General features: G+C 70.0%; 15 protein-coding genes and 1 pseudogene. 10 read left to right on the forward strand and 6 right to left on the reverse strand.

The window, feature by feature from the left end:
• Nucleotides 1-54: 54 nt before the first annotated feature.
• The gene (locus ACFVJX_RS05695) at nt 55-1,053 is read right to left on the reverse strand and encodes a protein kinase (RefSeq protein ID WP_384126873.1); all 999 of its coding nucleotides are present in this window, start codon (nt 1,051-1,053) and stop codon (nt 55-57) included.
• 119 nt (nt 1,054-1,172) lie between these two features.
• Nucleotides 1,173-1,811 carry a TetR/AcrR family transcriptional regulator gene (locus tag ACFVJX_RS05700; RefSeq protein WP_384126875.1) on the reverse strand — a complete coding sequence of 213 codons (639 nt, stop codon included), beginning with the start codon at nt 1,809-1,811 and terminating at the stop codon, nt 1,173-1,175.
• Between the two features lie 65 nt (nt 1,812-1,876).
• Between ACFVJX_RS05700 and ACFVJX_RS05705 the strand changes: the two genes are divergently transcribed.
• Complete coding sequence (locus ACFVJX_RS05705; protein ID WP_384126876.1) at nt 1,877-2,767, forward strand: NAD(P)H-binding protein; 891 nt, start codon at nt 1,877-1,879, stop codon at nt 2,765-2,767.
• Nucleotides 2,768-2,787: 20 nt separating this feature from the next.
• On the forward strand, nt 2,788-2,922 hold the full coding sequence (locus ACFVJX_RS05710) for a hypothetical protein (protein ID WP_384126877.1): 135 nt from the start codon (nt 2,788-2,790) through the stop codon (nt 2,920-2,922).
• A gap of 581 nt (nt 2,923-3,503) precedes the next feature.
• Here the strand turns inward: ACFVJX_RS05710 and ACFVJX_RS05715 are convergent.
• Nucleotides 3,504-4,688 carry an FAD-dependent oxidoreductase gene (locus ACFVJX_RS05715; protein WP_384126879.1) on the reverse strand — a complete coding sequence of 395 codons (1,185 nt, stop codon included), beginning with the start codon at nt 4,686-4,688 and terminating at the stop codon, nt 3,504-3,506.
• 92 nt (nt 4,689-4,780) lie between these two features.
• On the opposite strand from ACFVJX_RS05715, the gene ACFVJX_RS05720 reads away from it, so the two are divergent.
• The gene (locus ACFVJX_RS05720) at nt 4,781-5,419 is read left to right on the forward strand and encodes a TetR/AcrR family transcriptional regulator (protein ID WP_384126880.1); all 639 of its coding nucleotides are present in this window, start codon (nt 4,781-4,783) and stop codon (nt 5,417-5,419) included.
• Between the two features lie 503 nt (nt 5,420-5,922).
• Here the strand turns inward: ACFVJX_RS05720 and ACFVJX_RS05725 are convergent.
• On the reverse strand, nt 5,923-6,681 hold the full coding sequence (locus tag ACFVJX_RS05725) for an SDR family NAD(P)-dependent oxidoreductase (RefSeq protein ID WP_384126961.1): 759 nt from the start codon (nt 6,679-6,681) through the stop codon (nt 5,923-5,925).
• 144 nt (nt 6,682-6,825) lie between these two features.
• Here ACFVJX_RS05725 and ACFVJX_RS05730 point away from each other — a divergent pair, with 144 nt between their 5' ends.
• The 7 genes and pseudogenes from ACFVJX_RS05730 (at nt 6,826) to ACFVJX_RS05760 (ending at nt 16,117) form a co-directional block, all read left to right on the forward strand.
• Complete coding sequence (locus ACFVJX_RS05730) at nt 6,826-7,461, forward strand: TetR/AcrR family transcriptional regulator (protein WP_384126882.1); 636 nt, start codon at nt 6,826-6,828, stop codon at nt 7,459-7,461.
• Nucleotides 7,462-8,276: 815 nt separating this feature from the next.
• Nucleotides 8,277-8,543, forward strand: a pseudogene (locus tag ACFVJX_RS05735) (DUF3500 domain-containing protein); the annotation flags it as partial.
• Between the two features lie 247 nt (nt 8,544-8,790).
• A complete protein-coding gene (locus ACFVJX_RS05740) occupies nt 8,791-10,188 on the forward strand; it encodes an MFS transporter (protein WP_384126884.1) in 1,398 nt (465 codons plus the stop codon).
• Entirely contained in the window at nt 10,185-11,417 is a 1,233-nt protein-coding gene (locus ACFVJX_RS05745; RefSeq protein ID WP_384126885.1) for an FAD-dependent monooxygenase, read from the forward strand. Before ACFVJX_RS05740 ends, ACFVJX_RS05745 begins: the two co-directional genes overlap by 4 nt.
• A gap of 423 nt (nt 11,418-11,840) precedes the next feature.
• Nucleotides 11,841-14,060 carry an MMPL family transporter gene (locus ACFVJX_RS05750; protein WP_384126887.1) on the forward strand — a complete coding sequence of 740 codons (2,220 nt, stop codon included), beginning with the start codon at nt 11,841-11,843 and terminating at the stop codon, nt 14,058-14,060.
• A gap of 111 nt (nt 14,061-14,171) precedes the next feature.
• Nucleotides 14,172-15,440, forward strand: coding sequence for a sensor histidine kinase (locus tag ACFVJX_RS05755; protein ID WP_384126889.1), 1,269 nt, complete (start codon nt 14,172-14,174; stop codon nt 15,438-15,440).
• Nucleotides 15,437-16,117 (forward strand): response regulator, encoded by a 681-nt coding sequence (locus tag ACFVJX_RS05760; protein WP_384126890.1) that lies wholly within the window; start codon nt 15,437-15,439, stop codon nt 16,115-16,117. Before ACFVJX_RS05755 ends, ACFVJX_RS05760 begins: the two co-directional genes overlap by 4 nt.
• Before the next feature lie 128 nt (nt 16,118-16,245).
• Here the strand turns inward: ACFVJX_RS05760 and ACFVJX_RS05765 are convergent, their stop codons facing one another.
• Complete coding sequence (locus ACFVJX_RS05765; protein ID WP_384126892.1) at nt 16,246-16,635, reverse strand: hypothetical protein; 390 nt, start codon at nt 16,633-16,635, stop codon at nt 16,246-16,248.
• A 92-nt stretch (nt 16,636-16,727) separates the two neighbouring features.
• Nucleotides 16,728-18,068: an FG-GAP repeat domain-containing protein gene (locus ACFVJX_RS05770; RefSeq protein ID WP_384126893.1), complete on the reverse strand. Its 1,341-nt coding sequence runs from the start codon at nt 18,066-18,068 to the stop codon at nt 16,728-16,730.
• Nucleotides 18,069-18,180 lie beyond the last annotated feature (112 nt).

Consider the following 18,180-nt stretch of genomic DNA (forward strand, 5'->3'; position numbering starts at 1 on the left):
TCTCGCGTATGCGCGGCTCTCCTCGGACGCGGTGCGGTCGTAACCGCGGCGTGCTCACTGGAACTCGGGGCGGGAGGCGGCGGCGCGGACGTCCTGCACACGGATGCGACCGCCGATGCCGGTGCCCCGCACGGTGACGAGGTCCACGCCAGTCTCCTCCGCCAGCCGCTTCACCAGAGGGGTGACGTAGGCGGCGGACGGCGGATTCGGCATCGCACTGAGTTCCGTCGGGCGCCTTTGCGGCTCCATGTCCATTAGCGCTGTGATCAGTAGTGTCAGCGTGCCGGCGTGTTGGGGCGGCGGGGCTTGCCCACGTTGGACGGCGGCCAATGTGGCGACATCGCTGTCTCGTCGGAACGGGGAGATGCCGTCCACGGCCTCGTACAGCGTCACTCCGAGCGAGAACAGGTCGCTGGCCGGAAGGTCACTGACGCCGCGTAGTCGCTCGGGGGCCGTGTACGGCAGCGAGCCGATGAACCCGCCGGAAGTCAGCGCTGTGTCGTCACTTCGCACAGCGATTCCGAAGTCGGCGAGCAGGATCTCGCCGGTGGCCGCCATCATGACGTTGCCGGGCTTGACGTCGCGATGCACGATCCCGGCTGCATGCGCCGCGCGGAGGGCATTGAACAAAGCAGCGGCAACTTGGACAGCAGCCGACACCGGCAGCGGACCGCTTTTCAGACGATCCGCCAGCGAGCCACCCTCGATCAGTTGCATCACAGTCCAGGGCTGACCAGCATCAATGATCACGTCGTGGACGGTGACGATGTTCGGATGGTCGCGCAACGCAGCGGCGTGACGCGCTTCGCGCTCAGCGCGATGCAGCCGTGTCGCCCGCTCCGGGGCTGACAGCCCCAAAGGAAACTCGACCTCCTTGACCGCCACGTCGACATTCAGCCTCTCGTCGCGCGCCCTCCAAACACGCCCGAACCCACCAGATCCAAGTAGAGATTCAATCCGGTAGCGGCCCCCGATCACCCGGCCCACTTGCCGACATTGCCCCACGGTTCCCCCCACTTGATGCCGACGACATGGCTGATTCAGCGTACGCACTCTGCTAGGTCGCCCAGGAGACCCTGTCCAGGACGAGATCTGTTAGGTGAGAGCCCGCACGACCGGCTGTTCTGCTCCGACTTCATCCCGACACGGACATCAACCCACGAACCGCCCTCTCAGGACGCCGGTCCGCCTGGGAGGAGTGGCCGGACGCTCGCGGCGATCCGGTCGAGGTCGACGTCGGCGGCGAGGGTGGACTCGTCGGGACGCTCGGCGATCGGCTCCCGCACACCGAGCAGGCCCTGCACCAGTCCGGGGTAGACAGTGCGGCCGACGAGGATCTCGGCCACCTCCCACGCCTCCTCGTGCGCCAGGCCCCAGGTCCGGGAGATGTACGCGCTGATACGCGCCGTGGGAGCCTCGAAGACCGCTTCGTAGTAGCCCGACGCGATCTCGGGTACCCGCTCGGCCTCGGCGATCCCCATCCGGAGCGTGCGGAGGGACGAGGACCACAGGAGCATCTGCAGCAACCGCCCGCAGTAGCGCACGAGGGCGTCGGCCGGATCGGCCCGCTCGGCGGTGACGTAGTGCTCCGGCGAGCCCATGCGGTCGAGGTACAGCTCGCGCACGAGGGCGACCACCCCGGAGAAGAGGGCGTCCTTGCTGGGGAAGTGTGCGTACAGCGATCGCTTGGAGGTCTCGGCCCGCTGGGCGACGACGTCCATCGAGGTGCGCTCGAAGCCGGCCTCGAGAAACACGTCCTTTGCGGTCCACAGGATGTGCTCGCGCAGCTTCTCGCCTCGTCGCGCCGCCATGGTGGCTCCTTCTCGAAGTAAACGGTACGGTTGAGTTTACATGCTCCGACCGTAAGGGAATGCCCATGATCGTCGTCACTGCCCCCACCGCCAAGATTGGCCGCCACGTCGTCGAGCAGCTGCTCGCCGCCGGCGAACGCGTCCGGGTCGTCACCCGCGATCCGCGGCGACTCCCTCCTGCCATCCGCGACCGTGTCGAGATCGTGGAGGGCTCGCACCGCGACGCCGCGGTGGTCGACCAGGCCTTCGTCGGCGCTGACGCGGTGTTCTGGCTGATGCCCAGCGACCTCCGCGCCCCCGACGTGATAACCTCCTACGTCGAGGCCAGCAGGCCGGGCGTCGAGGCCGTCGCCGCGCACGGTGTCCGCCACGTGGTCGGGGTCTCGGCGCTGGGCCGGGGCACCACCGTCTCCGGCCGGGCCGGCAACGTCACCGCCTCGCTGGCCATGGACGACCTGTTCGCCACGGTCACCAACTACCGCTCGCTCGCCAACCCGAGCTTCATGGACAACACGCTGCGCGACGTCCGCACGATCCTGGGCGAGGGCGTGATCTCCGGGCCCTTCGCGCCGGACCGCAAGCTGCCCATGGTGGCCACCCGAGACATCGGCGCCGCCGCCGCTCGCCTGCTGCTCGACCGCGACTGGACCGGATTCGCCGACGTTCCGCTGCTCGGCCCGGAGGACCTGTCGGGCAACGACATGGCCGCCGCCATCACCGACGCGATCGGCATCCCGGTGCGCTATGCGCGGATCGAGGTCGCGTCACTGGAGACCACCATGCTCTCCTTCGGCGCGTCGCCCGGCATGGCTCGGGCGATGGCCGACATGGCGGCGGCCAAGATCGACGGCCTCGACGAGGGCGTCGTCCGCACCGCCGGAAACAGCACGCCGACCACCTTCCGCCAGTGGTGCGCGGAGGTCCTGCGACCCGCCGTCGACGACGCCCGCTCCTGACCGCACCGCACGAGGACGAGATGACTCCCGTCCACATCGAGGAGCACGCGATCATCTGCATCGAGGAACACGCGATCGACCTGGCGATCATGGAGGCCGCCGGCCCGATGCTCGCCGGCGAGGCGCCCCGTCTGCGCTTCCGGAGCACCGGCTAGGCGCCCGTGCGACCAGGTCCCGGACGGTCCCCGCAGTCGACCGGGCGACCGCGTTCCGACTCGGCGCCGATCCAGGCGAGGACCGGATCCGGCGGATGGGCAGGCACGGCGTCGACGTGCGGATCGCGTCCCGGACGAGCCCGGTCCAGATGGTGCCCGCCGATCCCGGCATCGCGTTGTGCCCGCGCGGCCAACGCCCGCCGCGCGGCAGCGGTGGCCGCCCGCCCTGACCGGCTGCATGGGTTCGCGGCCCTGCCGTGGCAGGACCCGGCCGCCGCCGTCGCCGAGCTGGACCGGGACCGGGCCATCTCCGGGCTCGGCATGCGGGGGGCCTGGCCCTCGGGCGGCCGGGCGAGTGGTTCCTCGACGACCCCGTGCACCGGACGGTCCTGGCCCGGATGGCCGAGCTGCGGGTGCCGCTGTGTGTGCACCCGTTCGCCACGGTTCCTCCGGCCCTGGCCCGGACGTCCGACCTGCGGGTGCCGCTCTACGTGCACCCGCTCGCCCCGGTCCCCCAGGTCCAGCGGGCGTACTACGCAGGGCCACCGCAATGCGGTCGGGGCGCCGGACCCGGAGGCCGTCTAGCTGTGTTGACCCGTGACGGACTGTGATCCGCCCAGGGCGGGCAGGGAAGGCGGCTCATAGTCGTACAGATATCCCTGCGCCCGCTCGAAGAACGGGAGGAGCACGCGCATCTTCGCCGCGTTGACCTGTCGCTTCACGGCACCGGGCCGCTTGCTCTCACGGGCGTTGTGCCCGTGCTTGAGCAGCTTGTCGATGCGCGGGCGACGCGTCGTGTCGTAGGCCCTGAGTGCCGCTGGGACGGTCGGGGCGCCGCTCAGCGCCGCCGCGAGTTCCAAGGCGTCCTCGATGCACATCGAGGCGCCGTGCCCGACGCCGACAGGGTGGGCGGCGTCGCCGACCAGGACCATGCGCCCGCTGTGCCACGTCCGGACCGGATCGCAGACGTTCAGGTGGCCGGCCGCGACGATCGATGTCGCGGCTCCGACGATGGCCCTAGGCACTGCCTCCGGAAACAGCTCGGTGACGCGCCGCAGCCATTGCGCGTCGTCGATGCCTCGCAGGTCGGGCTTGACCGGATCCCCGATCTGAGCCGTCCACCACTGGGTCTTCTCGTCGATGCTGGTGTGCACGAAGGCACCGTTGCGCGTGTAGGCGAGGTTCCATACGCCGGGCTCTAGACCCGTCATGGTGGCGGTTCCGGCGACCCCGTAGAGCCCCGCGTACTCCGCGCGCGGCGCGGACGAGTCGATCAGCCCGCGCACGGTCGACCAGACGCCGTCGGCGCCCACGAGCAGCTCCGCGGTGTCGCGTCGGCCGGAGGCGAATTCGGCCACCACGCCGTCCGCCAACTCCGTCCCGCCCACCAGGCGTTCGCCGGTGACGATCTGCGCGCCGGCGTCGAGGGCCGCGCGCCGCAGGATTGCCACGAGCCGTCCGCGCCGGAGCGCGATGCTGCGCATCGAGTCGGCTTCGCGCCGGAGGCGTGGCACGTCGCCCAGGAGGTGGCCGCCCTCCGTGTAGAACCGCATCCGTTCGATGGGGTGTCCGGCCGCCTGTACGTCGCGCAGGCAGCCCAGCTTCTCCAGCGCACGCAGGCCGTTGACAGCCAGGCTGAAGTGGGCGCCGACGTCCTCGGGCGGAACGTCGTACGCCTCGTAGACGGTCACGTCGTGACCGATCCGCCGCAGTGCAAGGGCGATGGCAGGCCCGGCTATCCCGCCACCGATCACGATCGTTCGCACGATGTCTCCCTGAATTTGGATTCACTGAATATTGATTCAGCGTGAGTGTGTTCCGATACGCTGGCATCTGTCAACAGCCGATGGAGGGCGACATGCCGCAGGCGAGTACCGCCAGTCGAAAAGTCCGGGCGGCTCGGACTCGTGCCGCACTGCTGGACGCGGCGCGGGGGCTGTTCAACGATCGCGGCTACCTCAATACGAAGATCACCGACATCACCGCCGCCGCCGGACGCTCGACGGGCTCGTTCTACGAACACTTCGCCGGCAAGGACGAGTTGCTCCAGGCGCTCCTCGCCGAGATGGAGGATGCGATCGACGAGCGCATGGTCGGCCTGGAGCACCCCCGCGACCACGACCTGACCGACCGCGACCAGCTGCACGACCACCTCGGTGCCGCGTGGACGGTGATGCGGGAGAACCGCCCGGTCACGCTCGCGCTGTTCCAGGCGATGGTGGCCGACGACCCCGGCACGGGCCGGGCCTGGCGCGACCTGCGCGAGCAGACGGAAACCATTCGGGAGCATCTGGAGTACCTGGTCGAGCGCGGGCACAAGCTGCCCGGCGACCCCGAGTTCATCGCGACGGCGATGGGTGCGATGCTCGTCACCCTCAACTACGCCGTGCTCACGCCCCCCGGCGGCGAAGACGACCAGCGCGTCATCGACACCGTCACGGATCTGCTGCTGCACGGGCTGGCCGGACCGGCGCCACATTCGGCGGACGAGGCTTAAGACCGTGTCCTGTGTGGCGAGTCGGACGATGCGGTAGCCGTCAGCCGGCCAGGACATGGTCCGTTCGACGACCCATCGACGGCGTCCTGCATCTTGGAACCCGGCTTGCCCCGGTCCACGGGGCTCGGAGCTCGGAGCTCGGAGCTGTGAGTTCGCCCCTCTTTTCGGCCTCGTCCCGGGCGGAGTCGAGGACGGCCCGCGACAGCCGAGAAGGCCGGCGTCTCCGCAGTAGCCAGTTGCCCTCAACACCCCGGGCTGCACCGCCCTTTTGACGGACCCGCTGACGTGGCGTGGGGGTCGGTGTCGAGCACAGCCGTTGTCTCCAGCCGCCCCTCACGCTCGTGACGCGTCCCGGGTGCCGGGCAGGTGGCGGATGGCCGGCGCGTCCCGATCACAGGCGCCCCGCGTCCGCTGCGCGACACGGACGCACCGGAACCTGATGAAGACGACAGTGGCGCGGGATGAGCCGGGGCCGACCCCTTGAACAGGCTCACCCCGACCGGTCAGAGGAGGGCGCCGCCGGAGACCTCGATGCGCTGGGCGGTCATCCATCGCAGGCCATCGGACGCCAGCGTGGCGATGGCGTCGCCGATCTCCTCGGGTTCGCCGACGCGGCCGAGCGCGGTCTGCCCGGCCAGACCCTGGCGCATACCGGCGTCATCCCGCATGGCACCGCCGTTGAAGTCGGTGGCGGTCGGCCCCGGGGCGATGGAGTTGACCCGGATGCCTCGGGGGCCGAGCTCCGCGGCCAGAGTGCGGCTCAGAGCCTCGACGGCGGCCTTCGAGGCGGAGTAGACCGAGGTCGCGGGACTGGTGTGACGAGTCAACGACGACGAGACGTTGATGACCCGGGCGCCCTGCCCCAGCAGCGGCACAAGCGACTGGATGAGGAAGAACGTGCCCCGCACGTTGGTGCCGAACACCGTGTCGAAGTCGTCGGCCGTGACAGCTTCCAGCAGGCCGAAGACACCCACCCCAGCGTTGTTGACCACAACATCGAGCCGTGAGGCCGTCCAGCGCTCAAGCAGTGCGCTCAGCTCGGAAGTGAAGGCTCCGAAAGAGGAGATGTCGCTGATATCAAGACGCAGGACAGCGGCGGTCCCACCCGCAGCGTGCACTTGCCGCGCCGTCTCCTCGGCCCCAGCCACGTCACCCCGATGAGTGACCACGATCCGCAGCCCGCGCGCCGCCAGCGCAAGAGCCGTACTCCGGCCCAGACCACGGTTGGCACCGGTCACCAAAGCGATCCTGTCGCCTGCCATCAGCAGCTCCCTCATCGCACGGCACCTGCAGAGAGGGCACCGCCGTCGGATGCGAGTCAGTTAGCTCGCCTTTCCATTGCAGCGTAGGCAGGCGAGAAGAGGCGAGTCAAGTGACTCGCCTCGGTTCTGGGGCATACTGCACGCATGGCAGCAGAGCTCTCCGCACATCACCGCCGTCTCGCCCAGCAGAAGCGTGAGGCGATCATCTCCGCGGCCACGGACCTCTTCCTGGACCACGGCTATGACAGGACCTCCCTCGCCCGCATCGCCGAAAAGGCGGCAGTCTCGAAGTCCACGTTGTTCAAGCAGTTCCCCACCAAGGCAGCCCTCTTCGAGGCCATCGTCACCGAGTCCTGGGAGCGTGACGCCGCAGGCGCCGTGGCGCGGCCTCGGGCCGGGGACCTGCGTTCCGGCCTGACCTCCATCGGCCACCGTTACGCCGACCTGATCGGCCGGCCCGGTATGACAGCCCTGTTCCGCATCGTCATCGCCGAACTGCCCCGCTTCCCCGAACTGGGACGGATGCAGTTCCAGCTCGGCAAGCTGCCCTACTTCACCTCGGTCCAGCACTATCTGGAGTCGGAGCACGAGGCCGGTAACGCCGACGTCCCGGACGCCGAGAGCGCGGCCAACCAGTTCCTCGGGATGATCGCCAACTACGTGCTGTGGCCCCGCATGCTGCTGACCGACTGGGACCCCGCAGCCTCTGACATCCGTTACGCCGTCGAGCAGGCGGTAGAGACCACGCTCGCCCGCTACGCCCTCAGCGGACCGGCCTGACCCGAAGCAGTAATTCGTATGCCGCCGCCCCAGCACTGGAGGGGCTCGCGGAGCCGTGACCGTGCGGCCCGTCGCGGTCGTCGAGCGACCGTCTGACCAGACGTGCCGCCGAGGGCCGACTCGGCTCCGCACCGACCGGCGTACGGATCTCGGCCGGGCTGGTCCCAGAGCGAACCGCGCGGGCCGGCTCGGGCGAAGCAAGAGGCCGCGGCGGGCGGGGTCACGACCGCGGGGGCACGGCGGCGGGGTCACGACGGCGGGGGCACGGCGAACACAGCCCGCGTCCAGGTGTCCTGGCGCACCAGTCGCCGGCGAAGCGGTGGGCTGGTCCCGGTGGCAATCATGAGTCACGGGCCCGTACGCGCCCGTGAAACCGACCCCCAGCCTCAACTGCCGCGCCCGGTCGCCGCGACAGCCGTTCCGCACCACTTTCGCCGGCTCCGACAAAACGCGCCGTCCGGAGAAAGTGACGAGGTCGGGGCCGCGTGACCTTCTGGCTTGGTCCACCCCCTACCCGGGTATCAGTGCCGGCTTGGCTCCCCGGTGTGACGCGCCGTCGCCCACCGTCTCCCTACTTTCTCCTCGTCACCACGGACGAGACAGAGGGAGACGGGTGTATGCGCCGCTTCAGGACCTTGCCGACCACCGCCGTACCGACCACGCTGCTGGTCGCCGGCACGGCGGGTTGGGCGTCGGCGAGCAGTGAGAGCGCACCGAGCGGTCCGCTCCCCGGCACGCCCGCCTGGCTGGCGGACGCCTCCCCCGGCCGGGAGCCGTCCGACCCCGCCTTCTTCTGCCGCGGCCACGGCTCAGTTGGCGCGGACCCCACCTCACCCGGCTTCGGCGCGAGTGTCCTGCCCGCCGACGACGTCCCGGAGCACGACGAGTACTTCACGCCCGCCGCGGCGGGCGCATCGCACTACTACCGCCTGCAAGGCCCGCGGCTGCGGATCGAGTGGGCCAACGCCCACCGCGGCGCCAAGCACGCCCACGCCGTGTGGCGGGATCCGGAAACCGACTTCGGCAGCGACGTCCTGGCAACTCAACACGCGGACCAGCACGCGGCCCACCACACACCGTGAGCCACCCGCGCCATCAGCCGGAACAGCCGTCAGCCACCGCGTGCCAACGAAACAGAAATCGCCGCGGACTGCCGGCCGGGAGCGGACCGCCCTCGGCCACGCGTCCGCCCGCACCAACGCCCCGGCGGCAGTCTCGACCGGTTCGACCACCACCGGACCCGCTACCGGATGCACCGCCAGATCCCACCACCGGATCCACCACGACGTTTTATCGACCGCCTCATTCGCAATGACGGAAAGGACAATCATGGCCACGACCCTGGCTCCCCCGGTCCCCATCGGAAAGACCGCTGTCGGAGCCCTCGGCCTGCTGGCACTGTCCACCGGCGCACTGGAGTCGGTGGTGTCACCGACCATCCCGCTGCTGGAACGCGAACTGGACATGAGCCAGTCCGAAGGGGCGCTGCTCAGTATCGTCCTCCTCATCACCGGCGCGCTCATCACGCCGTTGGCGGGCAAGTTCGGCGACCGCTACGGCGGGAAGAAGATCCTGATCCGGCTGATGGCGGTGGTCTCGGCCGGCGGCACGGTGTCCGCCCTGGCCCCGAACCTGCCCGTGCTGCTGGTCGGCCAGGTGTTGCAGGGCGCGATGATCGGCGCACTGCCCCTGTCGTTCATCGTGGTCCGCAAACACCTCCCGGCCGGAGAGTCCAAGGTGGCCATCGGCGTGGTCAGCGGGCTCTTCGTCGGCGGGTCGATGGTCGGCATGCTGTCGGCCGGGCCGGTGGCGGAACAGCTCTCCCGGCACTGGATGTTCGCGCTGCCGACGATGGGGGTCATCGGGGCCACGCTGCTCGTGAACAGGCTGATGCCGGCCGATGCGCCGGGCCGGTCGGACGACTCCGGGATGGACTGGCCCGGCCTGTTGCTTCTGAGCGGGATGCTGGTCACGCTCATGCTCGTCCTGGCAGTGGCACCCGAAGCCGGTTCGCAACCGCTCGTGCTCGTCGCCCTCGTCGCTCTGCTGGCCGTCCTCGTCACCGGATGGGTCAAGGTCGAACGGCGTGCGGCCTCGCCGATGATCGACCTGCGCATGCTGGCACGGCCCGCGATATGGAAGGCGTGCGTGCTCACGTTCGTCATCTGCCTCGGCAGCACGATGGCGGTCTATCTGATTCCGCAGCTGCTCGACGAGCGCGGCGACGGGTACGGATTCAGTGCCAGCGCCACCCGGATCGGCTTCTTCCTGCTGCCCGGCGCGATCGCCGCGACGCTGGCCGGGCCGCTCGGCGGGATCGGGGACCGCCGTTTCGGCTCGCGTGCCGTGGTCAACACCGGCGTCGTCATGATGACCGTCGGCCTGCTCGCCGTGGCAGCCGTGCACACCGAGATCTGGCACCTGGTCGTCGGCAAGGTGCTGATCGCGCTGGCCAACGGCCTGTGCATCACGGCGATGATGACCAGCACCGCCACCGCCGTCGACAAGGACGACACCGGCATCGCCACCAGCCTGATCCTGGTGAGCCGTGTGGTCGGCTCCGCCGTGGGCGGACAGCTCGGGGGTGCGCTGCTCACCGCCGGAACCCCTTCCGGGTCGGAGGTCGCCGCCGAATCGGCCTACGTCACCGGCTTCCTCATAGCCGGCGTCGTCGTGTCGCTGGCCCTGTTCGTCACCCGCACCATGAGCAAAGGAGTCAAAGCATGACCCGCACCGACCGGCCGACGGCCACGCCCACCGGTAACCGCACCAGGCCGAGGCGCAAGGCCCTGATATCCGGGGCCAGCATCGCCGGTCCCGCCCTGGCCTTCTGGCTCAACCGCCACGGATTTGAGGTCACCGTGGTGGAGAAGGCCGGCACGCTCCGCAGCGGCGGCTACCCCATCGACGTACGCGGCACCGCACTCGACGTCGTGGAGAAGATGGGGATCCTGCCGCTCCTGCGGGACGCGCACATCGACCTGCGCCGGCTGACCTTCCTCGACGGGGACGGAACCGAGGTGACATCGCTGCACCCCCATGCCGTCACCGGCGGCGTCACGGGCCGGGACCTTGAGGTGCGGCGCGGTGATCTGACCGACGCCCTCCACGCGGCGGTCCGGGACGACGTGGAGTTCGTGTTCAACGACTCCGTCGACACCCTCGACCAGACCGGCCACGGGGTCGACGTGACCTTCCGCGAGGGCCGCAGCCGTACGTTCGACGTGGTGTTCGGCGCGGACGGCATGCACTCACGTACCCGGGAGATGCTGTTCGGCCCCGAGGAGCAGTTCCACCGCTACCTCGGCTACTGCTTCGCCGTGTTCACCATGCGCAACACCTTCGGGCTCTCCCACGAGACCGTGATGTGGAACACCCCGGGCAGGGCCGCGGCACTCTATGCCGTCGGGGACGACGACGAGGTGCACGCGTTCCTGAACTTCGCCCGGCCGGAGCCGCCCATGGACGCGTTCCGGGACCCGGACGCCCAACGTGACCTGGTCGCCAAGGTCTTCGCCGACGCCGGGTGGGAGGTCCCGGGCATGCTGGCAGCTTTGCGCGACACGGACGACCTGTTCTTCGACGGGGTCAGTCAGATCCGTATGCCCGGCTGGTCCAGCGGCAGGGTGGCGCTGGTCGGCGACGCGGCATACGCACCCTCGTTCCTCACCGGACAGGGCACCAGCCTCGGCCTCGTCGGCGCGTACATGCTCGCCGGTTCCCTCGCGGACCAGGGCCACGTCAAGGGCTTCGCCGCCTACGAACGCGACACCCGGGAGTTCGTGACCGCGAACCAGAATCTGGTCCGCCAGGGCGGCGCCACGCTCTTCCCGACCACCGCCCGGGACCTGGAGCAGCGCAACGCCAGACTGCGCGGCCTCAGCGCCATCCCCGCCCCGGCAGGACGACCCGCCCATTCGGCCCTCGCCCTGCCCGCCTTCGCGCCCCTGCCGTGAGCAGCTCGGTGCCGCACCGCCGGGATGGAGGCGCTCCCCTCATCCACGGTCGTGGCCGAGCTCGAGCCAGGCGGCGGTGTCCCTCGGCATCGCCTCGGCAGCCATGACCCGCAGCGCCCGGCGGACCGGAGACAGCAACCTGCCCCCGACGGCGGCGACGGGCCCAGCTCCAGGCGCGCTGGGCCCGTCGCGCGGAGGAGGGCAGCCGCAGCTGCCGGACCCCGATTCCACCACCCCCGCGACACGCACGGCCGGGACCATACGCCCGATTACCCACGCGTTTCGTCTTACCGGTGGAGGCCGGTTCGGGCGGTGACTACGGCAGTCTCAGTAGACGAAGTGTCGGCAGGCGTACGACGACGGGGCGGCCGTCCTCCAGGAACCTTGGCAGGACAGTCAGCACAGATATGGAGATCGTCTGCCGTGGCTACATTCCTCTGCCGAGTGGGTCGTCTGGCCTTCCGGAAACGTTGGTACGTCGCTCTTGTCTGGGCAGCGGTCCTCGCTGTCGCCGGGCTCGGTGCCCTCAAGGCACCGGGGGCCTCGGACGACGGGTTCTCCATGCCGGGGATCGAGTCCCAGAAGGCGTTCGACCTCCTGGAACAGCGCTTTCCCGGCGCCACCGCCGACGGTGCTACCGCCCGGGTCGTGTTCGTCGCGCCGAGCGGCGAGAAGGTGACCGCCGACGGGAACCGGCGGGTCATCGAGAAGACAGTGGCCGATCTGGCAGTCGGCACCCAGGTCGCCGGCGTGCCGGATCCCTTCGAGGGGAGGACGGTGAGCGATGACGGCGGGACCGCGTACGCGACCGTCACCTACAAAGTCGGCGCCAAAGAACTCACCGACGCCAGCAGGACCCAGCTGGATCGGGCCCTGCGCACAGCGCGGGACTCCGGTCTGACCGTCGAGGCCGGCGGGAGCGCGATGGACACGGGGACCGGGCCCGGCGGTTCGGCCGAACTGATCGGCGTCGCCGTCGCCGCCGTCGTGCTGCTGATCACCTTCGGCTCACTGGCCGCCGCCGGGCTGCCGCTGCTGACCGCACTCATCGGCGTCGGCGTGAGCATGGCCACCATCCTGGCCCTCGCCCACGCGCTCGGCCTGTCCACGACGACCGGGATTCTGGCCATGATGCTGGGCCTCGCGGTCGGCATCGACTACGCCCTGTTCGTCGTCTCCCGCTACCGCGAGGAGCGCGCCAAGGGCCACGCCCCGCAGGAAGCGGTCGGCCTGGCCGTGGGCACGGCCGGTTCCGCGGTGGTGTTCGCCGGGCTCACCGTGGTCATCGCGCTGGCCGGGCTGGCGGTGGTCGGCATCCCGATGCTGACGAAGATGGGCCTGGCCGCGGCCGGCGCGGTCGTCATCGCCGTACTGGTCGCCCTGACGCTGGTCCCCGCGTTCCTCGGTTTCTGGCCGAACGCCGTGCTCGGGAGGAAAACCCGCAAGAGCGGACGGATCACCGAGAAGAGCACCCGGGACAACGCGGGCAGCCGCTGGGCGCGGTTCGTGCTACGCCGTCCGCTGTTCGTGCTGCTCCTCGGCGTGGTGGGTCTCGGGGCCCTGGCGATGCCGGCGGCGGGCCTGCAGCTCGGCATGCCCGGGGACGAGGCCAAACCGACCTCCACCACCGAACGCCGCGCCTACGACGCACTCGCCGAAGCGTTCGGACCGGGCTTCAACGGCCCGCTGACGATCGTCGTGGACGGCAAGGGCAACGCCGACGCCAAGGGGGCCGCCAAGGCGGTCGCGCGGCAGATCGGCGCCACCGACGGGGTTGTTTCCGTCTCCCCTGCCCGCTTCGACCGGGTCGGTGAGACGGCCGTCCTCCAGGTCGTGCCGTCCACGGCGCCGACCGATGAGAAGACCAAGGACCTGGTCACGACCATCCGGGGCGAGCGGCCCGCGGTCGAGCGAGAGACCGGGGCGACGTTCGAGGTCACCGGCACCACCGCGGTCAACATCGATATCGCCGACAAGGTCCAATCCGCCCTGTTCCCCTACCTGGCCGTCGTGGTGGGCCTGGCAATCGTGCTCCTGATGGTGGTCTTCCGGTCCCTGCTCGTCCCGCTGAAGGCCGCTCTCGGCTACCTGCTCTCGGTGCTGGCCTCTCTCGGCGTGATCGTGCTCGTCTTCCAGCAGGGCCACGGCGCCGGGCTCCTGGGAGCGGAGCACACCGGCCCGATCATGAGCCTGATGCCGATCTTCCTGGCGGGCATCGTCTTCGGCCTGGCCATGGACTACGAGGTGTTCCTCGTCTCGCGGATGAGGGAGGCGTACGTGCACGGTGAGGAGTCCGGCCAGGCGATCACGTCGGGTTTCCGACACAGCGCCCGCGTCGTGGTGGCCGCCGCGCTGATCATGATCGCGGTGTTCGCGGGCTTCATCGGTGAGAGTGACCCCATGATCAAGATGATCGGTTCCGGTCTCGCCTCCGCCGTCCTGTTCGACGCCTTCGTCGTGCGGATGGCGATCGTGCCCGCCGCCCTGGCCCTGCTCGGTGACAGGGCGTGGTGGCTGCCGAAGTGGCTGGGACGGATGCTGCCGCACGTCGACGTGGAGGGCGAAGCGCTCATCCGCCGCCCGGAGGAGACAGACCAGGGGCGGTCCGGTATCGCGCAGGACAGGGAGACAGCCCGCGCCTGAGACGCCCGGGCCCGCCGGGCGCGGTCCGTGGCGTATGCCTCGCACGGCGCCCGGCCGCCGTTCCCGCGGCGGACCGGTCACGATAGAGCCAGGACGAGGACCGGAGCACCGATGAGCACCAGCGCCGAGCGTTACAGCGACCGCTTCGAGCGGTACGCGGACCGTCACCCCCGCGTCGTCGACGGGCTGCTGGTCCTGGCACTCCTGGCCTGCACGATCATCGGCAGCGCGTTCACCCGGCCCGGCACGGACCCGCCCTTCCAGCGCACCACCGCCATCCTTCCGATGGGAGTGGCCTGTCTCGCCCTGCTCAAGCACCGAACCCACCCACGTGCCGTGACCCTCGTCGCGGCGGCCTGCACAGTGATCGTCACCGCACTGGGATACGAGATCACCCCCTTGCTGCTGGCCCCGGTCATGGCGGCGCTGTACTGGCTGACCACCTTGGCCGGCTCCAGGACCGCCCGCCGGTACATCGTCCTCACGCTGGTCGCGCTGACCGTCACGTCAGCAGCCTCCGACCCGTCGGACGCCCTCTCGCTGGTGCTCAGAGCCATCGGCTTCTGCTTCTGGCTGCTGCTGTCGTTCGCGTTCGGCAACATGACCCTCCTGCGCCGCGCCAACCTGGCATCCGTACAGGCCCGCGCGGAGTACGCCGAGCGCACTCGGGAGGAGGAGGCACGGCTGCGCGTCACCGAGGAGCGGATGCGCATCGCCCGCGATCTGCACGACGTCGTGGCCCACCACCTGGCCCTGGCCAACGCCCAAGCCGGTACGGCCGCCCACCTCGCACTCACCGACCCGCAGCAGACGAAGAAGATCCTCACCGACCTGACCGGTACCACCTCCTCGGCCCTGCGCGACCTCAAAGCCACCCTGGGGCTGCTGCGCCAAGACGACGCCCCGGCCTCCCCGTCGCTGGAGCCCGCCCCCGGCCTCGCCCGACTGCCCGAACTGATCTCGGCGTGCGCCACCGCAGGGCTCACCGTCACGCTCACCACGACGGGCGAGCACCGCCCGCTCTCCTCCGGGGTGGACCTGACCGCGTTCCGGATCGTGCAGGAGGCCCTCACCAACGTCGCCAAACACGCCGCCGCTTCGTCCGCGCAGGTACATCTGGCCTACCTGGGATCACGCGTGGCCATCACCATCAGCAACGACGGACCGGGCACCGTGACCGCCGGTGGCACCGCACCTGCGCCGGGCCGGGGCTTCGGCATCATCGGCATGCGCGAACGCGCCCACACCATCGGCGGCGAACTCCGCGCGGAGCCCCGAGCGGACGGCGGCTTCGAAGTCACCACCACACTGCCGCTCCAGCCCCCCGGCACTCCCACAGCAGACGACACCGACACCCCAGCAGGAAGAGAACAGGCATGACGATCAGGGTGCTCCTCGCCGACGACCAGGCCCTGCTCCGGGCCACCTTCCGTATCCTGATCGACTCCTGCGAAGACCTGACCGTGGTCGGCGAAGCCGCGAACGGGGCCGAGGCACTGCAACTGACCCGCACTCATCACCCCGACATCGTCCTGATGGACATCCGCATGCCCGGCACCGACGGCCTCGCCGCCACCTCCGCCATCTGCGCCGACCCGGAACTGAGAGACACCCGCGTCCTCATCCTGACGACCTTCGAGACGGAGGAGTACGTCGCCCAGGCGCTACGGGCCGGCGCCAGCGGCTTCCTCGGCAAGGACGTCACCACCGACGCCCTACTGGCAGCCCTGCGCACCGTCGCCTCGGGCGACGCGCTCCTGTCGCCCATCGCGACCCGCACCCTCATCACGAACTTCCTCCTGACCCCGTCCCCCGGCACCCGCCTGGCGCCCCAGCAGGGCCTCACGGAACTCACCGCCCGTGAACGCGAGGTCATGGGCCTTGCCGCCGAGGGAAAGTCCAACACCGAGATCGCCCAGGACCTCACGCTCAGCCCGCTGACCGTACGCACCCATATCCACCGTGCGATGACGAAACTCGGTGCCCGTGACCGCGCCCAACTCGTCGTCATCGCCTACCAGACGGGCCTGGCACGGGTCACTCCCCCCGCGCCCTGACCGCAGGTTCCTCTGATCAATTCCAGGGGATGCCCGTGGAGGGTGTCGGGGTGGGCGGCGGCCGATGACACCGAGGGGCGGTCAGACGGCGGGCCGGCGGCCGTGGTTGTCGAGGTGGCAGCGGGCGGTCAGGCCTCCGGGTCGACTTCGGGGTGCGTGAACCGCACGGGCTTGCCCAGCGCCCGGGCGTAGGCGATTTCGGCTCGGGTGCTGTCTCCGATGTAGTCACCGACTACGAGCACCTCGTCGGCGAGCCGGATCTTCGCCCGGTGCAGATCATCGAGTCGAACCTTCAGCGCCTCGGCCTCGACCGGATCGGACCACAGTGCGTGCGGCGTCTTCAGGTCACAGCCCGGTCTGACGACGATTCCTCCGGCTCTGGTCTCCCGCAGATCGGCCTCGTTCATCTCGGTCATGAAACGGGTGGAGCCGCAGATGACGACGATGTTCGGGAGGCTCAACAGCTTCTTCGCGTCGGCGAGCGTCTCCTCGGGGGTGAGCCTTTGCGGGTGTGGCACTGGTTCCTCCTGGTGGTGTGGTCCAAGGGGTGCGGGGTGGCGTCCACCACGCTGCGAGCCCGGGCACATGGCCCGGGACGACACGCGAGTGCCTACGAACCTTGGCCCTTGCTGGGGGCGACCGGGAAGGATGACTCGTCGCGTTCCGTGCCGCCGGTGATCCACCATCTGTCCGCGCCGATAAGGGCCATTTCCGCCTGGCCGTCGCCGTCCCAGTCGTGGACGGCGAAGAGGGTGCCGTCGACGGGGCCGTCGTCACCCGGCACGGAACGCTTGGTGGCGCGCCAGGGCTTCGACCCGAGCCCGTGCTCGGAGCCGCCCCGCAACACCTCGATCCGCGCGTCCCCCGCCTCCTTCTTCTTGGTGAGCTGTACGGCCAGGTCGTCGCAGCCGTCGCCGTTGAGATCCGCGGCGGCGAGCGTGGTACCGAAGCCCTCCTCGAAGTCGCCGCCATCCATGGTGACCCACTTCCCCGGCTCCTTCCCGTAGCGGACGCCGACTTGGCCGCGCCGGTGAGGTGTGTCGACCTCGTCGTAGCTGTCGACGAAGCTCCGTCCTACGGCGACGTCCTGGCGCCCGTCGCCGTCGAAGTCACCGAAGACGACGTTCTCGCCCTCCGGCAGCCGCTCGGGGTCCTTGCTCAGGCCGCCGGCGGTACGGGCACCGCCGGCGAACAACAGGGGCGGATCCCACGGGGAGTCATAGAGCGCGAGATCTGTGGCGCGGTCGTCGTTCGCGTCCCCGGCGACCAGTACGGGTGTCGCACCCTCGTGGACCGGGCTGGGAATCTCCACGATCCGGGCCGGGGCACCGGACCGCTTGAACGGCCCCTTGAGGACGACCAGTTTCCGATCCTCATTCGAATCCCTGAAGGCCACGAGATCGGTGTGGCCGTCCCCGTCGAAGTCGCCGGCGACCGGCGCGGTGTGGTAACCGCTGCCCGGCAGTGGGATGCGCCCGCGCGCTCCGCCGGCCTGCGGGCCCTTGGGGCCACCCCACAGGACACTGGCGGCGCCGCTGACGACGAGATCGGCGTGGCCGTCCTCGTCCAGGTCGGCGACCGTGGGCTGCCACGGATCATCGCTCGTCTGGATGCGGTCCGGCACACCGAGGTCGTGGCGCGTGAGGACGGTCGTGTGCTCGTGGTCCGGACCGTGCTCGGAGCCGGGCACGACGATCACTTCGAAGTTCTCCGTGTCGGCGTTCTCGTACACCAGATCGACGAGGCCGTCCCCGTCGAGGTCGGGGGTCGCGGGCGTGTCTGATCGCGCCGAACCAGCCGGTCGGCAGGGGCTGTTGGGCACCGAGCGCACACCGTCGGACGGGCGGAGCATGAGGTACGCCACTACCGCCACCACGACGAGGGAGGCCGGCACGGCGTGCCACACGCGCAGGTGACGGAAGGACCGACCGCCTGCTTTCGGAAAGTACATCAGCCCACTTCACGGGAGTGATCGCGGCCCGGACAAGGAAGCAGGCCATTTTGTTACGGGGGTGATGCACGGCGGCCCTACCCCCCTCAGCCTGCGCGAACGCCCGAACCTT

The organism is Streptomyces sp. NPDC127177 (assembly GCF_042672475.1).
Classification (GTDB): Bacteria; Actinomycetota; Actinomycetes; order Streptomycetales; family Streptomycetaceae; genus Streptomyces.

Bases quoted from the DNA above. Each gene is read 5' to 3' on its own strand.
- ACFVJX_RS05710 (WP_384126877.1), top strand. From the start codon at position 2,788: ATGACTCCCGTCCACATCGAGGAGCACGCGATCATCTGCATCGAGGAA.
- ACFVJX_RS05705 (WP_384126876.1), top strand. From the start codon at position 1,877: ATGATCGTCGTCACTGCCCCCACCGCCAAGATTGGCCGCCACGTCGTC.
- ACFVJX_RS05760 (WP_384126890.1), top strand. From the start codon at position 15,437: ATGACGATCAGGGTGCTCCTCGCCGACGACCAGGCCCTGCTCCGGGCC.
- ACFVJX_RS05725 (WP_384126961.1), bottom strand. From the start codon at position 6,681: ATGGCAGGCGACAGGATCGCTTTGGTGACCGGTGCCAACCGTGGTCTG.
- ACFVJX_RS05755 (WP_384126889.1), top strand. From the start codon at position 14,172: ATGAGCACCAGCGCCGAGCGTTACAGCGACCGCTTCGAGCGGTACGCG.
- ACFVJX_RS05700 (WP_384126875.1), bottom strand. From the start codon at position 1,811: ATGGCGGCGCGACGAGGCGAGAAGCTGCGCGAGCACATCCTGTGGACC.
- ACFVJX_RS05720 (WP_384126880.1), top strand. From the start codon at position 4,781: ATGCCGCAGGCGAGTACCGCCAGTCGAAAAGTCCGGGCGGCTCGGACT.
- ACFVJX_RS05770 (WP_384126893.1), bottom strand. From the start codon at position 18,068: ATGTACTTTCCGAAAGCAGGCGGTCGGTCCTTCCGTCACCTGCGCGTG.
- ACFVJX_RS05745 (WP_384126885.1), top strand. From the start codon at position 10,185: ATGACCCGCACCGACCGGCCGACGGCCACGCCCACCGGTAACCGCACC.
- ACFVJX_RS05740 (WP_384126884.1), top strand. From the start codon at position 8,791: ATGGCCACGACCCTGGCTCCCCCGGTCCCCATCGGAAAGACCGCTGTC.
- ACFVJX_RS05730 (WP_384126882.1), top strand. From the start codon at position 6,826: ATGGCAGCAGAGCTCTCCGCACATCACCGCCGTCTCGCCCAGCAGAAG.